General features: G+C 40.3%; 16 protein-coding genes. 4 read left to right on the top strand and 12 right to left on the bottom strand.

Features of this window, described 5'->3' with window-relative positions:
- Nucleotides 1–66: 66 nt before the first annotated feature.
- The 6 genes from pelG to H540_RS0124380 form a co-directional block, all read right to left on the bottom strand.
- On the bottom strand, nt 67–1,545 hold the full coding sequence (gene pelG, locus H540_RS0124410) for an exopolysaccharide Pel transporter PelG (protein WP_028402788.1): 1,479 nt from the start codon (nt 1,543–1,545) through the stop codon (nt 67–69).
- The gene (gene pelF, locus H540_RS0124405) at nt 1,491–2,960 is read right to left on the bottom strand and encodes a GT4 family glycosyltransferase PelF (protein WP_028402787.1); all 1,470 of its coding nucleotides are present in this window, start codon (nt 2,958–2,960) and stop codon (nt 1,491–1,493) included. The genes pelG and pelF overlap by 55 nt, the downstream gene beginning before the upstream one ends.
- Nucleotides 2,957–4,804 (bottom strand): DUF2194 domain-containing protein, encoded by a 1,848-nt coding sequence (locus H540_RS0124400; RefSeq protein WP_028402786.1) that lies wholly within the window; start codon nt 4,802–4,804, stop codon nt 2,957–2,959. Before H540_RS0124400 ends, pelF begins: the two co-directional genes overlap by 4 nt.
- Complete coding sequence (locus H540_RS0124395) at nt 4,801–5,850, bottom strand: tetratricopeptide repeat protein (protein ID WP_028402785.1); 1,050 nt, start codon at nt 5,848–5,850, stop codon at nt 4,801–4,803. The genes H540_RS0124400 and H540_RS0124395 overlap by 4 nt, the downstream gene beginning before the upstream one ends.
- Before the next feature lie 16 nt (nt 5,851–5,866).
- Nucleotides 5,867–6,862, bottom strand: coding sequence for a GAF domain-containing protein (locus H540_RS0124390; protein ID WP_028402784.1), 996 nt, complete (start codon nt 6,860–6,862; stop codon nt 5,867–5,869).
- Between the two features lie 630 nt (nt 6,863–7,492).
- Nucleotides 7,493–8,422 carry an SDR family oxidoreductase gene (locus H540_RS0124380; RefSeq protein WP_028402782.1) on the bottom strand — a complete coding sequence of 310 codons (930 nt, stop codon included), beginning with the start codon at nt 8,420–8,422 and terminating at the stop codon, nt 7,493–7,495.
- Between the two features lie 218 nt (nt 8,423–8,640).
- Between H540_RS0124380 and H540_RS35730 the strand changes: the two genes are divergently transcribed.
- Complete coding sequence (locus H540_RS35730; protein ID WP_155891140.1) at nt 8,641–8,766, top strand: transcriptional regulator, SarA/Rot family; 126 nt, start codon at nt 8,641–8,643, stop codon at nt 8,764–8,766.
- Between the two features lie 473 nt (nt 8,767–9,239).
- Here H540_RS35730 and H540_RS0124375 read toward each other — a convergent pair whose 3' ends face one another.
- The 4 genes from H540_RS0124375 to H540_RS0124360 form a co-directional block, all read right to left on the bottom strand.
- Nucleotides 9,240–10,379, bottom strand: a complete 1,140-nt coding sequence (locus H540_RS0124375; protein WP_028402781.1) for a glycerate kinase — start codon at nt 10,377–10,379, stop codon at nt 9,240–9,242.
- A 383-nt stretch (nt 10,380–10,762) separates the two neighbouring features.
- Nucleotides 10,763–11,821 (bottom strand): tartrate dehydrogenase, encoded by a 1,059-nt coding sequence (locus tag H540_RS0124370; RefSeq protein WP_028402780.1) that lies wholly within the window; start codon nt 11,819–11,821, stop codon nt 10,763–10,765.
- A gap of 269 nt (nt 11,822–12,090) precedes the next feature.
- Entirely contained in the window at nt 12,091–12,774 is a 684-nt protein-coding gene (locus tag H540_RS0124365) for a GntR family transcriptional regulator (RefSeq protein WP_028402779.1), read from the bottom strand.
- A 332-nt stretch (nt 12,775–13,106) separates the two neighbouring features.
- Nucleotides 13,107–15,260 (bottom strand): DNA topoisomerase III, encoded by a 2,154-nt coding sequence (locus tag H540_RS0124360; protein WP_028402778.1) that lies wholly within the window; start codon nt 15,258–15,260, stop codon nt 13,107–13,109.
- A gap of 212 nt (nt 15,261–15,472) precedes the next feature.
- On the opposite strand from H540_RS0124360, the gene H540_RS0124355 reads away from it, so the two are divergent.
- A complete protein-coding gene (locus tag H540_RS0124355; protein ID WP_028402777.1) occupies nt 15,473–16,081 on the top strand; it encodes a YczE/YyaS/YitT family protein in 609 nt (202 codons plus the stop codon).
- A gap of 196 nt (nt 16,082–16,277) precedes the next feature.
- Entirely contained in the window at nt 16,278–16,511 is a 234-nt protein-coding gene (locus H540_RS0124345) for a hemolysin XhlA family protein (protein ID WP_028402776.1), read from the top strand.
- A 481-nt stretch (nt 16,512–16,992) separates the two neighbouring features.
- Here the strand turns inward: H540_RS0124345 and H540_RS0124340 are convergent, their stop codons facing one another.
- Together H540_RS0124340 and H540_RS30820 are read right to left on the bottom strand one after the other, a co-directional pair.
- A complete protein-coding gene (locus H540_RS0124340; RefSeq protein ID WP_028402775.1) occupies nt 16,993–17,664 on the bottom strand; it encodes an HAD family hydrolase in 672 nt (223 codons plus the stop codon).
- A 262-nt stretch (nt 17,665–17,926) separates the two neighbouring features.
- Complete coding sequence (locus H540_RS30820; RefSeq protein ID WP_034671894.1) at nt 17,927–18,850, bottom strand: DNA-binding domain-containing protein; 924 nt, start codon at nt 18,848–18,850, stop codon at nt 17,927–17,929.
- A 385-nt stretch (nt 18,851–19,235) separates the two neighbouring features.
- On the opposite strand from H540_RS30820, the gene H540_RS34295 reads away from it, so the two are divergent.
- A complete protein-coding gene (locus H540_RS34295; protein WP_211241929.1) occupies nt 19,236–19,826 on the top strand; it encodes a hypothetical protein in 591 nt (196 codons plus the stop codon).
- The last annotated feature ends 32 nt before the right edge of the window (nt 19,827–19,858 follow it).

Genomic DNA, 19,858 nt, shown 5'->3' with positions numbered 1-19,858 from the left:
ACAAAACCTTGAATATGTTACATCATCCCTTTGTCATTTTATAAAAATTCATCAATTGGTCATTCATCATTCTTCCTTTTTCCCTGCTTGTGATCGTTCTTGGATAACCGGGAATCCTATTTTCTGTTGCTTAGACATAAGCTGGGCAGCTGGTGGTAGACTTCTGTCCATCGTATTAAAAAACGAGTGGTAAAGTAACCTTTTCAAATGTTGGTTTAGGAGCAGCAGCCCAATCAGTAACATCAATATTGTTCCTAATAAGTACCCTGTTCCGATTGGCCACTGCATGTATTTGGCAATCTCTGTCGTAATAAACAGGGCGAGCAGGCCTAGACTTACCGACCACAAAGCGCTTTTTCGCGCATCGAAGTAAAGTAATAGTAGGAACACGGTGATCCATGTCATATGCATGATACTCCCAATAATTGTCCACTGAAAGATTTCGATAACTTCATGGTACGTTATAGTAAATTGCTGGGCGATCACCCAACCTAGAACTGCTGTAACTGTTTGTATCCTTGCTATCCTAAAAAGTGTTTTCTTCGTCAGTGTCCGTAATTCTTCTTCGTAAATCTGGATTTGTGCCAAATTGGCTCCCCGTTCAATCGAATCATAAAACTGCCGATATACTTGATAAAAATTAGTTTCTATCTTTATAGAGAACACCACAAAAGAAGGAATGAATGCGAGAAGTGTTAAAAACTTCGCTGAATCATAGCTTGGTGCCAACAGATAGGAATCAGAAACTTTGACCTGAATATCAGAGAACCAATAGACAATATTATCCACCCATAAGGTCAATCCATAGAACAATCCAATCCAGAGCAGTTCCGGGTAGCACTTATACTGCTGGCGGATATCGAAAAGTGCAGGAATCCGACCCGAAAAGTCTCTAATGACCACTCCTCCGATCCAGAGGAACGTTAAACCCAGCCCAATCGTATACACGGCAAGAATCCTTGTCGGATTAGGAGCCGGTCCACCTTTCAGTACCCACACACTCCAGGTAATTATAACGATAAGTTGGACGACTATCCCTACCAGAAAGCCGCGGGCAATGTCCCGGTATGCTTTTGCTGCCGACAGCAGAATCATTAGCAACCAGAGCAGCGTCAGGGTGACAGTTAATACTACCGTCCAGATCCGATAAGAAAACGTCAGCGGCAGAAACAACTGTCCGATTGTACTCCCAATGAGTGCCGTCGTTCCGCAATATACAAAAATTGATGTGAATCCACTTAGTAAGCGGTCATGAGATTTAACGTATAACGCATCTGCTAGATAACGGGTTAGAAATAATTGCGCCAAGTTCGAAATCAGGCTTGATCCCATCGTTGCGTACGTTACTGTTGCGAAAAACAGATCTCGCTGTTCCTTTGTCATCCCAAAATGGTTGCTCCAGAAATAAAGGATGAACAGACTTGTCAGAGTCAACACCCAGGGACCTGCCACTACAAACGTCGCAGCCCCGTACAACCGCCACTTCTTGCTTACACTCTTGCTGCTGCCGAGTGCCTTCTGTAATGTAAATCCGATACCGGCCATGCTGCACCCCCCACTGCTTCTTCAAACAAATCACGATATTTCTTGATCACATCATCAAACTGGTAATAACGAGCTACCCGTTCCCGACCAATACATCCCATCTCCGCCCGTAGTTCAGGATTCCGAGCTAATTCCACTATTGCAGTCCCAGTCTCTTCAGGAGTCATGAGTTTTGTAACAAATCCACAACGACCGAGTTGCATGTCCTCACCAGGCAGTCCCTTCATTAATTCCCGGCAGGCTCCAACATCTGTAGTAACACAGGGAATCCCGGCTGCCATCGCTTCAAGTAGAACAAGAGGCTGGCCTTCTGAAATCGACGTCAAAACAATACAATCGAGGTTGGGCATGTATTCCATAATATTAACAGGTCCTGTCCATACGCAAGACGTACCAATCCCTAATGATTCAATTAACATTTGACATTCAGCGAAATATCCCGGATCTTCGTCCTGAGGCCCCATCAGCATGAGCTTCGCTTCCGGTATCTGTGTAACAACAATAGCCATTGCACGTATCAGTGTTTTCACATCCTTGATTGGCACTACCCGCAGGATTGCTCCAATCGTAAACGAGCGATTCAATGTAGGTGTTATCTGAGCAAACTTCTCTAGATTGATTCCGTTCGGAATCAGCCGCATCCTTGCCGAATCAGCTCCATAGCTTAACTGCGCTTGCTGATTGACCACTGAGAGAGTCGTCAGAAACGTACAATCTCTGTACGCGACCTTGCTCAAATGATCGAAGAAATCTTTCCACCAAGCTTTCAGTGGACCGATGATCCAATTGGCTCGGATGATCTCTTCTTCACGTTCTCGTGCATAGATACCATGCTCCGTGATGATAAGTGGACGACCGGTTAATCGGTGTATTTGTGCACCGTACCAACCAGCATATCCGGTAGATGGACTGTATAACAAATCCCCTTCTGGCGGCGATACTCGTAGCAGCCGCAACAACGGCAGCCACATCGAACGCCAATTCCAGAAGAAATCCGAGAAACCAGGTGTATTCGGTAATGTACGATAGCTATTGAGCAATGCAGTCCATGCCCACTCTGAACGGAGCACAGACTCAGCCGTTGGCGTATATTTTTTCTGTCGTAACCTCCATATCGTCTCAACAGAAGGCAATTCTCCTGTTTGGAAAAAATGAACCATCTCGTCCTGTTCCTTTTTCTTCCACCCATATAACTCTTCATTTCCTGATTCTGCTTCCTGCAAATAGATCTCCTGCACTTCAATGACATTGTGCGGCAATTTATAACGATATTGTGCATGGGACTGGCGTTTCCCACCAATGTATACTAACGTAAACTCATAGTCCTGCATGGCCTGAATCATCTGATGCATCCAACTGGAAACACCCCCCTGAATATATGGATAGGTTCCTTCAAGAAGCATGGTTACTTTCATCGTTTCTCCTCCATCACCACGTTAGGATCGTCTACGCGTATCCACAAAATTCCGTATTCTTTGTCTTCCTTAACAATCGAACCGCCCTGCTTGATGTGCCAAGAGGATTGAGAAGGTACTCGTACTTCAAGGAACAATGGTCCTTGAAGTGGCGTCACCGATACTTTCAACAGCCCTGGTTCACTGCGGTCGATATTTAAATGGGCTTCGTGATACACCCGTAGGGCATCCGATAACTGGGTCGCCGTTAATGGACGCAACCATCCGAAACGTTGATTTACATCACCCACCACGGAATCAAATGAATCACGTAATTCCGTCCAGGGCTTGTCATGATTACGATCTGGATCAAACACATCATCTGGATGGTTGAAGTGAGATACGATCCCAAGATTTGCGACCACGCTGTAAAGTTCAAACTTTTGATTGCTATTCAAAATATAACCATATGATGCTCGTGGAGTACCCATAATCTGCGGGAATTTCGGATCAGGTAAGAACTCCTGTTCGAACGTACCTTCATTTACATCCTTAGTATAGATAGAACTAATCGTTTTCAGCTCTGGAAACATATCAAGTAACGTTTTTTCTCCCTCTGTTGACAGCATATTTGAAGGCGGGATATACATGGTTGGGAGAGGTGTTTTAAACAACTGCTGCCAGTTTTCACGAGCGGTTTGAAGCGCCCCTTTCATGTCATCTGTTGATGGCCATGGATTATAACCTAGTTCCTTCCTCAGTTTATCCGAATACCCTGATACCAATGGCTGATGGTTGTAACCGTGTAGACCAAGTTCTCCCCCCCTGCCAATGATCGACTCTAAATGATATAGTTCCTCATACTTTGGAATCAGAAACGGTGCGGTCACGTTATTTGAATATGTCATGATGATGCCTGTCGAAAATCGGATACCATACTTGTTTGCGATATGCTCCATGTCGGGATCAAACTGTTTCAGTCGAAACTGATAATCCGTCATCCCAGTCTTGTTCCCCTGAGTCACTTGATTAATTCCGACCGGAGATGGAAAGTCGTCAATAAACCAGACCTGTCCGCCAACACTTGCCTTAACCGAGACGGGCTGTGCCTTTAGCACTCCTTGTATAAACACGCCGCGAAAATACTTCGTTGCAAGAGAAGTCAAGTTGTAAACTAGAACTCTTCCATGACCTCTCTCTCCGTACCAAAGGTATGGAACACGTTTTGGCGCTACCGACTCCGCCCATACTTTCATCTCGGGACTGAGGGTAACGTCCAGTGAAGATGACTGCAAGTAATTTTTTGTTAAATCTTGATCGCTTAATCCAGGGTAGAATTTCGTCGTCCAGTGTAAACCCGAGGCATCACCTGTTACGAATTGAGGTTCCCCTTGAATTCCAAAGAACTCGTTCAACGGAGAATTCGAGCTGGACCAGGCATTGACGAGTAAACCACCTGACTGTTCCGTATAAGCTTTCAGTTTGTCAGCCCACTTTAAATCCGACTCGTCTTCTGCCAGCAGAATCACTGCTCCTTGTACATACGGTGTCAAATCGCGAGGAGCTTTGTTCCAATCCTCCCAAGTAATCACGTCAAGCGGCAGTTTGGAGTATTGAAATGCCATTTTTAAGTTGGGTAAAACCTTTGAGAACTCCTTGTCGTCGCCGGTATCCTTAACAATGATAAGATACCGTACGCCCTGGCTGTTTGGTTGAGAAGCCGTCTTAGCCGCCGCAAATGAAACAGTCTCTGTTTTCAGCAACTTCAGCTCTTGTAGGGCGAAGTTGCTGAAACGGTATATTGCTGGAATCAGGGCAACGAGTAAGAGGATGATGTATAATAATTTGCGATTGATCCTCTTCATGCTAGTACATCCTTTCTCCGTTCTCGATACAATTCAACCAACCCCCGTACGTCGGAGCGTAGTGCTTCCAAATTCTTAACCATTAAAGACAAACGATTGATCTCCCATTGGTCATTTTGTTCATACGCTACGGCCAGTAACACACCAAGGGCTCGATCACGTTCAGGCGATGTTAGCCAATTTGCTGCGACTTGCATCGATTCTTTCCATCTTCCCAAGGCTAAGAACGCCTCTGCCTGCTGAATCGCAGTTAAAGGTTGATGAGGATTAATCGCTAGACTTTGTTCGAGAGCATAAAGTCTTTTTTCCTGATAGAAGCGTCCTAGCTCTTCCCCGGCGATTCCTTCATCGACCAACGACCAATATTCCTCTGCTAGTCGGTTCCACGCATCCGTGTTCGCCTGGCCTTCTGAAAGTAACCGTTCCAGACGAGTAATCTCCGCAGTATGTACGGCCTCTGCTTGGTTGATCAGCGACGCAGCATAATAACGCACTGAAGGGTCTTGATCGACCAATCCATGCCGGACGATCGGAACGTTTATCTTATCCTCTAACTCTTGGCTGTAAAGAAGCATTTCCTTCTTCTGGTTCACTTCTCCATCCGTCAGGACGTCAATTAACGGTACCATGTCGACCAGGGCTCCCCAATCTACTTTCGATTGATATGTTTCTGAAGTAACAGGTACATCTTCCCAGGCACCATAAGGGTGAGAAGGGATCAACGACCAAACTACGCCAATCACGCTTCCCAAACCAGGCAGGAGCAATACAGTCCAAGAGATCATCGTTTGCCTACTTGACCAAACCTGGGTACGTGAAACCGGCTGGGCAAGATAAACCCCAAATCCAGCAAGTATCATCCGCAGTGGTATCAACCACCATATCTCTGTATAAAGTAACGTCGCGAATAGAAAGATATCGACTGGTACAAAACAACTAAATACGATAATGGAGGGGAGATGACGTAAAGAAATCTCCCTCTTTCGATCATATTGCCCCTTAAGAGGATTAAGAAGGAACCTATGTGTTTTAAATAAGCTTTGCATCTTTCAATTGTCCTCCTTAAACCATTACTTCATCTTCACTGACAATCGTGTTTTTAAAAAGATCGTCAAATCGTTCGCCATTAAGTAAATATTTTGGCTCGAGAGAGTAAACCCTTTCCAACGAAGCGCCCGTCCAATCTGCTATAATAGATAATAATTTGAGAGAATCGGAATTGACTTTGATCCGTGGTAAACGATGCACCACGATCATCGCATACATGTGACGCGAGACATGAATCGGAACCATATAGATCGGACCTTCACCTTGTTCAACATCAACAAACGACAGCACCTTACCATATGAGACCGTTCTCTGCCAAAGTGAATTCTGTTCGATCAAATTCGGCAAAACCGATTCTCCTTTGTGTAAAAGGAGCTGTGCAATGCGTCCATTCTCGTCTAGTCGATAGATACTAGCCTGTTCCACTTGTAGTAAGTCTTCTAAAACATCCATTACTCCACTGAAAATTTTCTCGACCGACAAGGCATTCAAGTTTCGGGACATCTGATATAGACGTAACATGCTTGCCGTTTGCCCTAGTATCCGTCCCTGAAGTTCGAGAAGAGCCTCTTCTGCCTTTTGTAAACTACGGGTACTCTCTTGCATTTCTTTTTGTGACAATTGCATCTGCTCGTTTACATGTTGCAGGCGACGATGCCAGGACAACCTGGTCTCACCAACAACATAACCGACAATTAAGAACAGCAACGGTGCAAAATAAGCCGATGGATACACTTTAAGAAACTCCATGAATCCCTCTAATGAAAGAGCAGCCGAATTGAAGGAAAAACCTACAGCATAGAAGGATAGACACAAATAGAGTAACGATGAAATAGCCCCAGTGAACACGCCTGCCCAAGGACCTGATGCCAACGCTCCATACAAGATAACAATGAAAAAAGGATGCGGATTCATTTCGGTCAAAACCTTGTTTGGTAAGAACGTGGTCATCAATATCAAGGCAATCAATACTTGTAGCCCTACAAAAAACTGATCTTTTAGTTGCGACATTTATCTACTCACTTCCCTTGATTTACCTGGACCAATGTAATTAACACTATACAGGTAAGTATACTCATAAAAATAAAAACTCTTTTTAAAACATTTTTTCGTTATCTCGGTTAATTTATTGATTTAAATTCTGTTTTATGGTTAAATAACAATATAGTAATTTCGGTACTAGCTCATGTTACGAATCAAACATGTAAAAAATGATAATTAACGTTCATAAAATCCCAGTTAAACCTAGAGGCTCTTCGCTCAATACTGATGCTAGAACAAGTTTACTAGACCTTATAACCTACTTACAGCCTTTCATAGAATATCGATGTGTTGTTAGTAGACTGTGAAGGAAATCAGAGTCAGGTATCGTGTTTTTGGACTTCACGAGCTACAGTTGCCATTGGAATTTCTTTCATCAAAGACATGACAAATGATTCAAAAACCATGCAAACTCAGCTTGCTGTCTCACCCTTTCTACATAAACAGTTAAAATTTTATGGCCAGTTTTACGCCAGATTCGCGGAAATTGAGCATGAAAAATCGTTTTATATTGGAAAAATCGGGACAGCCGTGTTATTCGCCGTTTGTTTTACCAAATTCACGATCGCTTACAAACCATAGATTAATTTTTTCTATTCTTTATAAAGATAAAGAATACTGTTTTGAATAATATTGTATGGTTTCTTTCAATCCACCATACAAATCAATCTCAGAGTTCCAACCTAACACAGTTTTTGCCTTTTGATTATCTAAATAACTATGTAAAATATCTCCGGGTCTTGGATCTCTATAAATGGGACGCACATTTTTATCTAAAATTTGGTTCATCATCGACAACAGTTCATTAACTGTTGTTTGGGTATTACAACTAATATTAAAAGTATTATTGTGCCCTTTGTTTAGAGCAGCTAGATTTGCAGAAGCAATATCCTTAACATTGATAAAATCCCTAGTTTGTTCCCCGTCTCCAAAAATAAAAGGAGATTCATTATTCAAAAGTTTATCTACAAAAATCGATACTACTCCTCCCTCACCTTTTGGATCTTGACGAATACCATAAACGTTGGCATAACGGAGAATTGTGTATTTCAGATCATATAATTGTGAAAAAGTCTGGATATAGTGTTCCGGGGTGTGTTTTGAAATACCATAAAATGATATCGGATTAATCTCATGATTTTCATCCACACCTAAGTAGATAGGTTTTCCATAAGCCGCAGCTGACGAAGCATAAACAATCTTCTCTACATTATATTTAATACATTTTTCCAAAACGTTGATGGTCCCTAATATATTAACTTTAGCATCGAAACTAGGGTCCTTTAAAGAGCTTTGGATATCGATTTGCGCTGCTTGATGAATAACATAATTAGGTTTCTCAATTAGAAAAACGGTTTCCATGTCTTTCTCTGTTATATCGACCTGATAAAAAGTAGCAGATGGATTTAAATGTTTAGGATTACCAGTTGACAAGTTATCTACAATTACTACTTCATAATTATTCTCTATTAATTTATCTACTATATGCGATCCAATAAATCCAGCCCCACCAGTCACTAATACTTTCATTATGTTTCTCCTTTCAATCATAAAGTTAAGGTATTCTAAATAGACTATAGTTAAAATGTATAACCGAGACGTAACAAAGAGATTAAATAATTGTAAAATTATTTTTACCGCTTTCAATATAAATTAAAGGGTTCAGTTTTGATGCAAAAAATCTATCAAATTTGGACATACTGACACTACTACTCTACAAAGATATGTGATCGGTATGAAAACGAAACATTACAGCAGTTAGTGACAAATTAATAGAAAGAGGATTAGTTATTAGACAAAGAAGCGCAGAAGATCGTAGGTTCATATACCTTTCTATAACAGACAAAGGGAAGGAACTTGCTGAAAAGATGTAGAAAATGTTATATCAATCCTATGAAGAAAAATTTCAAAATTTTACTGATGAGGAAATTAAAACATTTAGTCACTTATTAAACAAAGTACGAATGAGTGATCTTTCCTAAAATCATTCTATACTAAATACCTCATATAGCTAGTCATAATATATACGAAATTAGGTTCTGGTGCAAAGATCACTCCCTAGAAGCATAGAGTATCAGTATGTCCAAGATTTAAAGATTACTTGCAACTGTCTTGAAGTTTTTGCACCAGAACCAAATACTTCATTTATCTATCGCACCTTCAGTATATTTGTACTATATTCAATTAGCTTTTGGTGCTTGATCCGAAGGAATTGAATTTTAATGATTAATTCCAATTTTAACAAAAGAACGGACGTAATCAATACGCCGATATAAGGCCTCCCCTATCGCAGCTTGTTACGATTTTCTTGAGGAATCCGCAATGTTTGCTTAGGCTTTCACTGTCGTTAACGGACTGCTTGAATCAATCGAAATAACTGATTAGTAGTTAATCGTAAATTGTCAAAAGTAACTTTCGGATCCATTGCTTGTTCAAGGGACATCGGTGCATTCATAATAGAGAAATAAGAAGTTATGCCAAGTTTGTTTAAAATCGATGTTTCTTCTGAAATACCGCCTGCTAGTGCAATTACTGGGATATGGTGCCTATGTGCCAATTGTGCTACGCCTAAAGGAGCCTTTCCCATTGAAGTTTGCCCATCTAATTTTCCTTCACCTGTAATAACAAAATCGACGCCTTGTATTTTTTCTTCCATTCTAATTAAATCTAAAACTAGCTCGATTCCAGACTGGAGATGTGCGTGTAAGAAGCCTGAAAATGCAGCTCCCAGTCCGCCGGCAGCTCCTGCTCCAACAATGTTATGAACATCGGTATCCAGCTCATACAGAACAACCTGTGCAAAGTGTTCAAGCCCTTTATCGAGCTCTTTTACCATTTTTGCTGTTGCTCCTTTTTGAGGACCAAAAACATAAGTGGCTCCGCTTGGTCCGTAAAGAGGATTGTTCACATCACATGCCACTTTGAACGTGCAATCCTTCAACTTGGGATGTACATGGGTCACATCAATTTTGCGAATATTTTGCAGTTCTTGTCCTCCCAAACCTACTTCCTCATTGTGTTGATCTAAGAAGCTAAAGCCTAACGCTTGAAGCATTCCAACACCCGCATCATTTGTGGCACTGCCCCCAAGTCCAATGACAAATTCGCGACATCCTTTTTCTATCGCATCACAAATAAGTTCGCCAACGCCATATGTAGTTGTAACAGATGGATTTCGTCTGTTAGAAGGAACAAGCGGTAAACCACATGCTGCTGCGACTTCAATAACTGCCGTTTTTTCATCTCCTAGGATACCGTATACAGCATCTACTTTTTCGTTTAACGGTCCTGTTACTTCTTTTTTGATAGATTGTCCGCCTGTTGCTTGGATCAATGCTTCTACAGTACCTTCGCCACCGTCTGCTAAAGGAAGAATCACAATCTCCGCATCATGATAGACATCTTTTATTCCTAAAGAAATAGCTTTACTGCCCTCTGTAGAAGAAATACTTCCTTTAAATGAATCAATTGCAATTAAAACCTTCATGTTTAGCGCCTGGTTGATGAAATCGTATCAAACCATACCAAATCGCAGAGAAACCAGATGAAATCTCCACTTCTATGGCGACTCTCACGTCACTCCATCAGAGAAGGGCTTCCCTTCGTCATATGCCAGATGCATAAGACAGTCTATGGCGACCTGTTAGGTCTGGCGGTTCCAAACACAGGATTCACCTCCTTTTTTATGAATGATAAACAAAATTATGCTGTCAGTCCAAACAATTGATAGATGAATTTTGTTTAACTTTGGACAGACTTCTCCTCTAGGAGAAGTGTCCCTTTTTCAATAGCTAATACCAATTGTTTTGCTAAAAGGCTCTCTTGAAGGAATTGGGTGACATCAACATTTTAATCAGTGATTCATCTTCTTTATATAGCTTTAAGACGTTTAATGATTTCATCTGTTACATCTTTTGTAGTGCATTGTCCACCGATGTCAGGTGTTAAGAATCCATCACTTGTTACATCTTCAATCACATTTAATAAGGCACTTCCAAGTTCTTCCTCACCAAAATGGTCTAACATCATTTTGGCAGTCCAAATTTGACCGATTGGGTTGGCAATGCCTTTCCCTATAATATCTGGGGCAGATCCATGGACTGGTTCAAACATAGAAGGGTATTTCCCGTTGACATTGATGTTTGCTGCTGGAGCAATTCCAACGCTGCCCATGATAGCTGCGCCTAAATCTGTCAAAATATCCCCAAATAAATTACTTGCTACAATTACGTCAAATCTTTCAGGACGAGTAACAAAGAATGCTGATAACGCATCGATATGTTGCGAGTCTGTGCTTACTTCCGGATAATCTTTCGAAACATCTTCAAACACACTATCCCAAAAAGGCATAGAATGGTAGATTCCGTTGGATTTTGTGGCACTGGTTACATGCTTTCTCCGCTTTAATGCTAATTCAAAAGCAAAGCGCATAGCTTTTTCTGTTCCTTTTCTTGAAAAAATGGCATTTTGAATGGCAATTTGATCTTCCCCTTGGTATATTTTCCCTCCAACCGAGCTGTATTCCCCTTCACTATTCTCTCGAACAACAATCAGGTCAAAATCTTTGGGATTTAGCAAAGGAGACTTAACACCTTTAATGATTTTTGCTGGGCGTATATTAATAACCTGCTCAAACTCACGGCGGATTTTGATTAGAAGCCCCCATAATGAAACGTGGTCAGGAACAAGATTTATATTACCAACTGCCCCCAAGAAAATACTATCAAAATCTTTTAATCTCTCTAAACCGTCTTCCGGCATCATGTTACCATGCTCTAGATAGTACTCACAACTCCAAGGAAAATCTACAAACTCAAATTTTAATCCTCCATGAATATCTGATATCGTCTTTAAAACACTTGTCGCTGCTGGAACAACTTCTTTTCCCACTCCATCTCCGGGTATGTTAGCGATTTTCAAAGTTTTCATCATCAAACTCCTCACTATTATAGAAATTTAACTTAGTTCCTAAAGATATAGTCGGCAGTCGACCGTATCCTTGTTTTTGATTTTACAAGAAAGAAGGTTTTCATACAAGAAAAATTTTTATAACTTTCTTAATTGATGAACAGAAGCCACTATATACTTACATTTCATTTTCATTAACATATTAAATTTCCCATCCATCTTTTTACTTTTACTACAGAAGAAATTTTACTTATGGCTTGAAGAAAAAATAAAAAACCATGATCTAATAATCATGGCTTCGTGGTTTCAGTTGATTTAGGTAGAACTTCGATTAAATGGTCAAGATCGTATTTCAAGTGATCAATCATTGCCTTTGAGGCCTGATCTTCTTCCCTCTTCTTAATATGATAAAATATTTCACGATGTTGATTTAGAATAATTTCGGCGCGGTTTTCTCCTTGGAAGTTTAAAATACGAAAGAAGTACATGAGTGATTTTAAATCATTCAGTTGTTTTTGTAATCGACTGTTTTGAGTGTATTGGATGATTAAACTGTGAAATAACTCATTTAAAGTGATAATAGTATTATCTTCTTGGACAGCATGAATAGCCTGCTCCGTTTGCAGCAAAGTTCTTTCAATTTCATCTAACTCAGCATCCGTAGCGATTTTAGTAGTTAACCCAACTGCAAAAGATTCAAGTGCCATGCGGCAAAAATAAATCTCCTCAACATCTTTCATAGTAGGCTCGTAGACCATAACTCTTGATTTTTCATCAACGATCACTAGTCCTTCTTTTTCTAAAATTCGTATAGCTTCTCGTATCGGACTTTTACTCACATTAAATTCTTTAGCCAGTTGGGTCTCAACAATACGTTCACCTGGTTTGAATTTCCCTTCAAATATCATCTTTTTTATTGAATGATAAAATTGTTCATAATATGGCACAGGTTTTTCAATCAAAAAATCATTCATATTCTCACCCTTTTTCTGCAAGGTATGTTTAGAATTTATATTATTTCATAAACGTAACCAATGTTGTAAAATGTATGATTAAAAAGTACCAAACTAACTTTAGTACGGTGTTTATAGCTTGTCTAGTAACTATTAATGAGCATCTACATTATCTTAACATCTAGCTATCATAACATCAATTCCATGAAATACTATCGATATGCTACTACATACCTTTCTCCATTACAAAATTTATTATTAAATAAAGAACAGCCGACTATTTTTACAATTCGGCTGTTCTCTTCCAACTAAAAGAAACGTTTTTATGTCAATTTTTTAGTTGCATTTATATATTACTTTTCAAACAAAAATTGCACCTTATCCTCTTTCCATTCCAGCTTCGCGTCAAACGTTTTCTCACCCTTCTTAAAGCCTTTTATAACATTGGTTACCCCATCCTTCATGAGTTTCTTCACGTTTGCCTGTGAAACGGTTTTACCGAGGATTTTCTTTGAAATGGTAAAATTGCATTTAGTTTTCGCATAGTTGGTGCATCCATAGAATGTTCCCTTATCTATTACTTGACCATCGCATTTTTTGCATGCGCCAAGCGGTGTATTGGCTCTTCTCTCCGGCTTCTTGGACTGAAACTGTTCTTTATCAACATTGCTGAAATCCCATTCTTTGGATTGCTCAACTGCATGCTCGATCATTTTTGCAGTCAGCTTTTTCGCTTGCTCCATAAAAGAAGCGGCATTTGCTTTGCCATCTCCAATTTCCGCGAGGCGCTGCTCCCAGCGTGCCGTCATTTCCGGTGAAGCGAGAATCTGCTCTCCGATGGCGTCAATAAGGAGCGTTCCTTTTTCAGTCGCAAATACCTGATTGTTTTTCACATCAATATACTTGCGGTCTTTCAGCATCGTAATGATGCCCGCGCGAGTCGCTTCAGTTCCAAGTCCTTCAGCCTTATTCAGTACCTTTTCAAGCTGCTGATCTTCAAGAACTTTGCCAGCCGTTTTCATAAGCGTAATAAGCTGCCCCTCTGTATAGCGTTTTGGCGGCTGCGTTTTCCCTTCCTTTACTTTCACATCAGCAACAACACCTGTTTCGCCTTTTTCCAGACGCGGCAGCAATACATCATCTTCGTCCTCTTTACTGGATTCCGCATACAGCACCTTGCGCCAGCCTTCTTGAATTTGCTGCTTTCCTTTCGAAATGAAAACGGCCCTTCCGTCTACAAGCGTTGATACTGTTGTATAATCGAAAATTGCAGGGTCGTAGTGCGCCGCAATTAAACGCTTTGCCACTAAATCATAAATTTTCCGTTCATCCCCGCTCAGTTTCGTTACGTCTGGCACTTGCTCGGTTGGAATGATAGCATAGTGATCCGTTACCTTTTTTTCGTTCACGTACCGTCTATTGTTAGCGATAGAGGCGATTGGAGTTGGAAAGTACGCTTTATACGCTTCCTGCTGACCGAGCTTTCCTAAAATATCGGAAAAACCGGCCGCTTCTCCTTTTGTCACGAAGCTGGAATCTGATCTCGGATAGGATAAATAGCCTTTCGTATACAAGCTTTGCGCCACATCCAATGTTTTTTTCGGCGAGAATTTAAAAGCTCGATTGGCAGTTGCCTGAAGAGATGACAAATTAAACAAATACGGTGGTTGAAATTCTTTCCGCTCCACTTCCATCTCATCCACTGCCGCTGGCTTTCCTTGACAAAACGCTGCAATTTTCGCTGCCATCTCCGGATTATCCAAGCGTGTTTCATTATCCTTATGCCATTTCCCTTCATACTGCTTACCATCCATATCAAATAGAGCGATAACTTCCCAAAACGGCTTGGACACGAAACTTGCAATCTCTTTTTCGCGCTTTACAACTAAGGCTAATGTAGGCGTCTGCACTCGCCCCGCTGAAAATACATCTGAAATTCCTTTTTGCTTCATTAAAATTGTATAAACCCGTGAAGCATTCATTCCGACAAGCCAGTCCGCACATGCGCGACTGTATGCTTCATAATACAAATTGCGCGTATCATTCTCCGTAAGTAGATTGGCGAAACCGTCTTTCACAGCTTTTTCCGTAAGCGAAGAAATCCATAACCGTTTCATCGGCTTCGTAATGTGCGCGGTTTGGAGGATTGTGCGGACGATAAGCTCTCCCTCACGGCCTGCATCGCCCGCGTGAATGATTTCTTTTACCTCTGACTTTTTTAAAAGGTCACGAATCGTGTAAAACTGTTTTGCTTTGGATTTTGTTACTTTGTACTGAAACCTTTCCGGAATCATCGGCAATGCAGCTACAGACCACTTTTTCCATGCATCGTTATATTCCTCTGGTGATAAAAGCTCGCAAATATGACCGACCGCCCATGTAAAAAAAGCACCGTTTGGAAAATATGAATTCGGCGCAACTTCTATGTACCCATCTTTCTTCTTATATTTGAATGGAGCCGCCAGCTTCATGGCCTGATCCGGCTTTTCCGCAATGATAACCTTCATGAAAACACCTTCCCTTTTTACCTTCTCCTATTATAAACCTTGAAGGAACAGAAGTTCAACGGACAGGATGAAACGTTCTGCCGCTGCTTCTACTATAGATTGCCATAAAATTTATCTTGCTTTTTGAAAGCACTTTCAGTATGATTTGGATATACCATTTGTTCAGACGTCTGACAACTATAACGTGCGGACATATGATAAGGAGAAAATCTATGAAAGAACGTTTTGCTTTTTTCACACTCGGATTATTGATTTTAACACTTGGTGTTGCGCTGATTATTAAATCCAACCTAGGCGCTTCCGCATGGGATGCGCTCGCGGTCGGAGAATCCAGAATGTTTGACTTAACAATCGGAACGTGCGTGTTCATCAACGGAATTGTTCTCATCTTCATCAATGCTTTTTTATTGAAAAAGCGTCCGGAAATTTTAGCAGCCGCAACAATTTTCGTAATCGGCATGCTCATTGACTTCTGGCTGCTTGTTGTATTAAAAGACTTTTCGCCTCAAGCTGTTTTCCTACAATACACAGCTCTTATTTCCGGTATTCTCACAATGGGAATCGGGGTTGCGATTTACTTGCAGGCAAAGTTCCCTTCAAGCCCGATGGATACATTGATGGTAGCGATTCATACACGCTTCAACTTGAACTTGCGCACTTCCCGTATCATCAGCGAAACATTTGCGCTGTTATTGGCATTCCTCTTTAAAGGAGCAATCGGGGTCGGTACAATTATCGTAACAGCTTCCCTTGGCTTCGTTGTACAATACTTCTATCCGATGTTTGCGCAAATGCTGAAAAGACAAAGCCTGCAACAATAGTCCTTTTTGAAGGGCTATTTTTTATGGAATCATTGCTTATACGTCGCGGCATCAGAAGAATAAGCTTTGACTTCATAAGCGTCTCCGCGTTCGGACATTTTGTTGTACTCTTGTTTAAACATTTGTACCTGTATTATCACGTATGAAACTCCATTTACATATAATAGGACAAGCACATTACGAGGAGGTGAATGTGTTGGAGGAAAGAAATTATTCCAAAGAAGAGATAAAAGAAATAAAAAAAGTACAAAAGAACTTAACGAATGATATTCAATTATTAGAAAGACGAATTACAGTCAGTGAAAAGGATATTGATGATATAAAAGAGGAACTGCGCAGCATTATGAGTAATACTATGTGGATTCTACGCATTGTCATCGCTTCTATTATCACTGCTTTACTGATGCTGCTGTTTAAAGGAGGCATGTAAGAAATATGTCGGCAGAAGAATACGGTGAAGGTTGGTGAGAGCAGCTCGCATAATTGGTGTTGCTCTTTTTCATGTTGTATAGTCTTTCTGCTTTTATTCAGGGCGATTCTTTCTCCTGCTCATTTTTTCTATGTTTTTGTCTGTAAAAATAATATATATTCATTATTTATTCTATATAATTTGTTTATTTGATTTAATAGAGTGTTTTTAAAGGAGACTGCTTGCATACGCAATCTCCCTTAATTTGTTACAGCATTTATTTCACGGCATACCCATGCTATATAAGTCCACTTTGTTATTCCGCCATATCTATCGTTTGCCACGTAGAACAAAAGGGAAACTGCGCTCGCTCCCTCTCTCTCTCCCTGCGTGGGCCACGAAAAGGGTTTGACCGCTTCTACGCTTAGCCGGATGCTCTCTCCCCCCTAAAAGAAAAGTTTTTATGTCGATTTTTTTAGTTGCATTTATATAGCGGATGTAGCTAACCTTTATGAACTGAAGCCTCAATCACTTTTTGCATCACATCTTCAAGCTTGCTCTCGCTCATAGAAGAAATACGGTGACTGAAATCTTCAAATGGAAGATTCATAGTGACAGAATTAGGAACGATAACACAATGCAGCCCGGCTTTTCGCGCAGCTATGAGGCCGTTAAGAGAATCCTCAAATGCAATGCTTTCATGAGGCTCGATGCCAAGTGCAGTATGAGCCTGAATATATAGCTCCGGATCTGGTTTTACATACTTTACATCTTCTTTTGTTTTAATTACTTGAAAATAATCAATAATGCCGAGTTTGTTTAGATACCCTTCTATCCAATTGCGGCTTGAACTGGAGGCTAGACCTATATGTAAACCGAGCGCTGTTGCTGCTTCCAAGTACTCCTTTACGCCATCGCGCAGGACAGGCTCTCCCATCTTTAGGTGAAAAAGCTCATGCGCTTCTTTTTTTATTTGTTCTAAGGTTGCCGGTTTTGTGATGCTTCTTTCTATAAGCGAGTACAATTCCGCATCATGCGTTCCGATAACGCGGGCAAATTGCTCTAAAGTCAAATTCATTCCATATCGGTGTACCGCTTCTTGAAACGCTTGAAACCATATTGTTTCCGTATCAACTACAAGTCCGTCAAAGTCGAAGATAATACCTTTGATCATGAAAAACCTTCTTTCTTTAAACTTCTTCCCGTCCTTCATGGATTGAAACGGCTCTTCGTACAGTCACATGCTATGGAGCAAATAATATAAACGCAGAATATTAAGAATAATGCATTCATAAAATTAGTTACGATAATGTTATTTCTATATATTAAATCTATTATAAAGAAAAGTCCTTTTCTATAACCGAAAAGAATCTGTTAGTTTCCCTCTATTATCAGTTTGAATAAAAACAAGAACTACCGCCTGCATACAAGCATATTTATACTTCAGTTGCTTGCGTACTATATAAGCTCAGCTTGTTCAAATCCGTTTTGCATGTATCAACAAACTTAGACAATCCTTTAATTTGCTCTACATCAGAGCTCTCAATAAAGGAATGAACATTGCCTACTATACTTTGAATATGCTCCGCCATTTCTGTCTTTTCTCTTTTTAATCGCTCTGTTTCTTGCAGCAGAAGACTTACTTCTGTTTCTGGCGTTTTTGTGCTTTGTGCTGCTATGCTGGACAGCTCGTATATACCTTCTATAAGCTGATACATTTTCTTTTCGTTTTCTTTATTATGTTCACTGATGATCTGAAAATGATGAATCATGCCTGATAAAAGCTGTACGAGATTTTTTTTCGGTTTGTCGTGAACTACTTGTGCGTCTCTTTGGGCAAGATGATTTTGCTGATTTGCAATTTCTCCTGCAGGCCAATTTACTTGCTTCGACTGCTTTCTGGACTCTTTTGGATACTCTTGCCCGGGTTTTCGGCCTGGCTTTTGTTTTGTCAGATTTTCTAACGAAAGCTGATTGTTTCGCAATTTATAGTATGTGTTTTGCAATTGACTTTTCGTTTTTGGAAAGATATTCAGACCGTCTTTACTCAGCTTTTCGGAAATAATGATTACACTGATGCCGTTCTTTTGAAAGAACTTATATGCATGTAATAACAGCTCCAGTTCCGGTTTAAACCACATAAATCCAGACTTTTCATATGCCTCTTCTCCGCCCATTTTTTCTATCTCGGCTTGAAAAAGAGACATTTTATTATATAAGGCTACTACATCCTCATATTCTACATGACACTTGTCCGCTGCACGCTCCAGTATTTGTTCTATTTGAGAAAATGGCATATGGGAAGATATACACTGTTTTAAAACACTCATTATTTCTGTAATAATGTAATCTCGATTCATCGATTCCTGCCCCTTTTCTAATTTTCCATTATCTTATAAAGAACGTTTTTCTATTAAATCCCCTTTATTATCCACATTCTACTTCATTTTTTTATTATACGTCAATATATTTTAAAATCGCTCTTTAAAAAGAACGAAAAATAAATTCGTTACAATTATAATCAATATTTCCATTTCCTTATTGCGATTTATACGGCCTCCTGGCAGAGATACGCTTTTCCCATAAGACAAGATAATTCGACAAAAAACCAGTCAGTCCACGTATAACAGAAAATACTCCCTCATATAGTGAAACTAAAGAGAAACCCTCTTACAGCAAGAAACAGCTTCTCAGAAAGGGGAGATTTATATTCATAAGCTTTTGCGCATGTTAGCAGCATGTCTTTTGGCATTTGGCTTCATAAGCGCTTGTGAAAAAGATTCACCAAAAAAATCGGAACCTGTGCCTGCTCCTGCTCCTGCCCCAACTCCAAATCCTACTCCAAATCCTACTCCAAATCCTACTCCTGCTCCAAATCCACAACCTGCACCGAATGGGGATCCGATTCAGCAATATGAGATCAATAAATTTATCTCATCGTTTAACAGCCTCGCTCAGCAGTTTGGTATCGCTATGCAAAATCCACAAGTATATCAGGATACGACTGAGTATATCGTATTCAGCATTCCTATCAGCAACGGCAACGGAGTCGGAATTACGGTAGATAAAAAAAGCGGTGTCTATACCAATCTAGCTCTTGTAGGCTCAGTTCCAACTCAACAGGCTTACACATCCTTTTTTGATGCGGTTGCGGTAATCTTAAAACTAATTGATCCGCAGCTATCCGATTCGGAAATTGCGAACATTCTGCAAAATTTAGGAGAAGGCAAACCGGCAAATCAAATTAACCAATCCCTTTCCTTTGCAAAAGCAAAGCTGTCAACGAGCTATGATGCACAATCAGGCCGCTTGATTTTCCAATACGCTGCGAATTGACGCAAAAGAAAGCATGACGACTTGTCATGCTT

Origin of the sequence: Ectobacillus panaciterrae DSM 19096, assembly GCF_000430785.1 — a bacterium.
GTDB lineage: Bacteria > Bacillota > Bacilli > Bacillales > Bacillaceae_G > Ectobacillus > Ectobacillus panaciterrae.
This window is presented reverse-complemented; position numbering and strand designations above follow the sequence as displayed.

Excerpts from the sequence above, each read along its gene's own strand:
- pelG (WP_028402788.1), bottom strand. The coding sequence starts at position 1,545 with ATGGCCGGTATCGGATTTACATTACAGAAGGCACTCGGCAGCAGCAAG.
- pelF (WP_028402787.1), bottom strand. The coding sequence starts at position 2,960 with ATGAAAGTAACCATGCTTCTTGAAGGAACCTATCCATATATTCAGGGG.
- H540_RS0124400 (WP_028402786.1), bottom strand. The coding sequence starts at position 4,804 with ATGAAGAGGATCAATCGCAAATTATTATACATCATCCTCTTACTCGTT.
- H540_RS0124395 (WP_028402785.1), bottom strand. The coding sequence starts at position 5,850 with ATGCAAAGCTTATTTAAAACACATAGGTTCCTTCTTAATCCTCTTAAG.
- H540_RS0124390 (WP_028402784.1), bottom strand. The coding sequence starts at position 6,862 with ATGTCGCAACTAAAAGATCAGTTTTTTGTAGGGCTACAAGTATTGATT.
- H540_RS0124380 (WP_028402782.1), bottom strand. The coding sequence starts at position 8,422 with ATGAAAGTATTAGTGACTGGTGGGGCTGGATTTATTGGATCGCATATA.
- H540_RS0124375 (WP_028402781.1), bottom strand. The coding sequence starts at position 10,379 with ATGAAGGTTTTAATTGCAATTGATTCATTTAAAGGAAGTATTTCTTCT.
- H540_RS0124370 (WP_028402780.1), bottom strand. The coding sequence starts at position 11,821 with ATGAAAACTTTGAAAATCGCTAACATACCCGGAGATGGAGTGGGAAAA.
- H540_RS0124365 (WP_028402779.1), bottom strand. The coding sequence starts at position 12,774 with ATGAATGATTTTTTGATTGAAAAACCTGTGCCATATTATGAACAATTT.
- H540_RS0124360 (WP_028402778.1), bottom strand. The coding sequence starts at position 15,260 with ATGAAGGTTATCATTGCGGAAAAGCCGGATCAGGCCATGAAGCTGGCG.
- H540_RS0124355 (WP_028402777.1), top strand. The coding sequence starts at position 15,473 with ATGAAAGAACGTTTTGCTTTTTTCACACTCGGATTATTGATTTTAACA.
- H540_RS0124340 (WP_028402775.1), bottom strand. The coding sequence starts at position 17,664 with ATGATCAAAGGTATTATCTTCGACTTTGACGGACTTGTAGTTGATACG.
- H540_RS30820 (WP_034671894.1), bottom strand. The coding sequence starts at position 18,850 with ATGAATCGAGATTACATTATTACAGAAATAATGAGTGTTTTAAAACAG.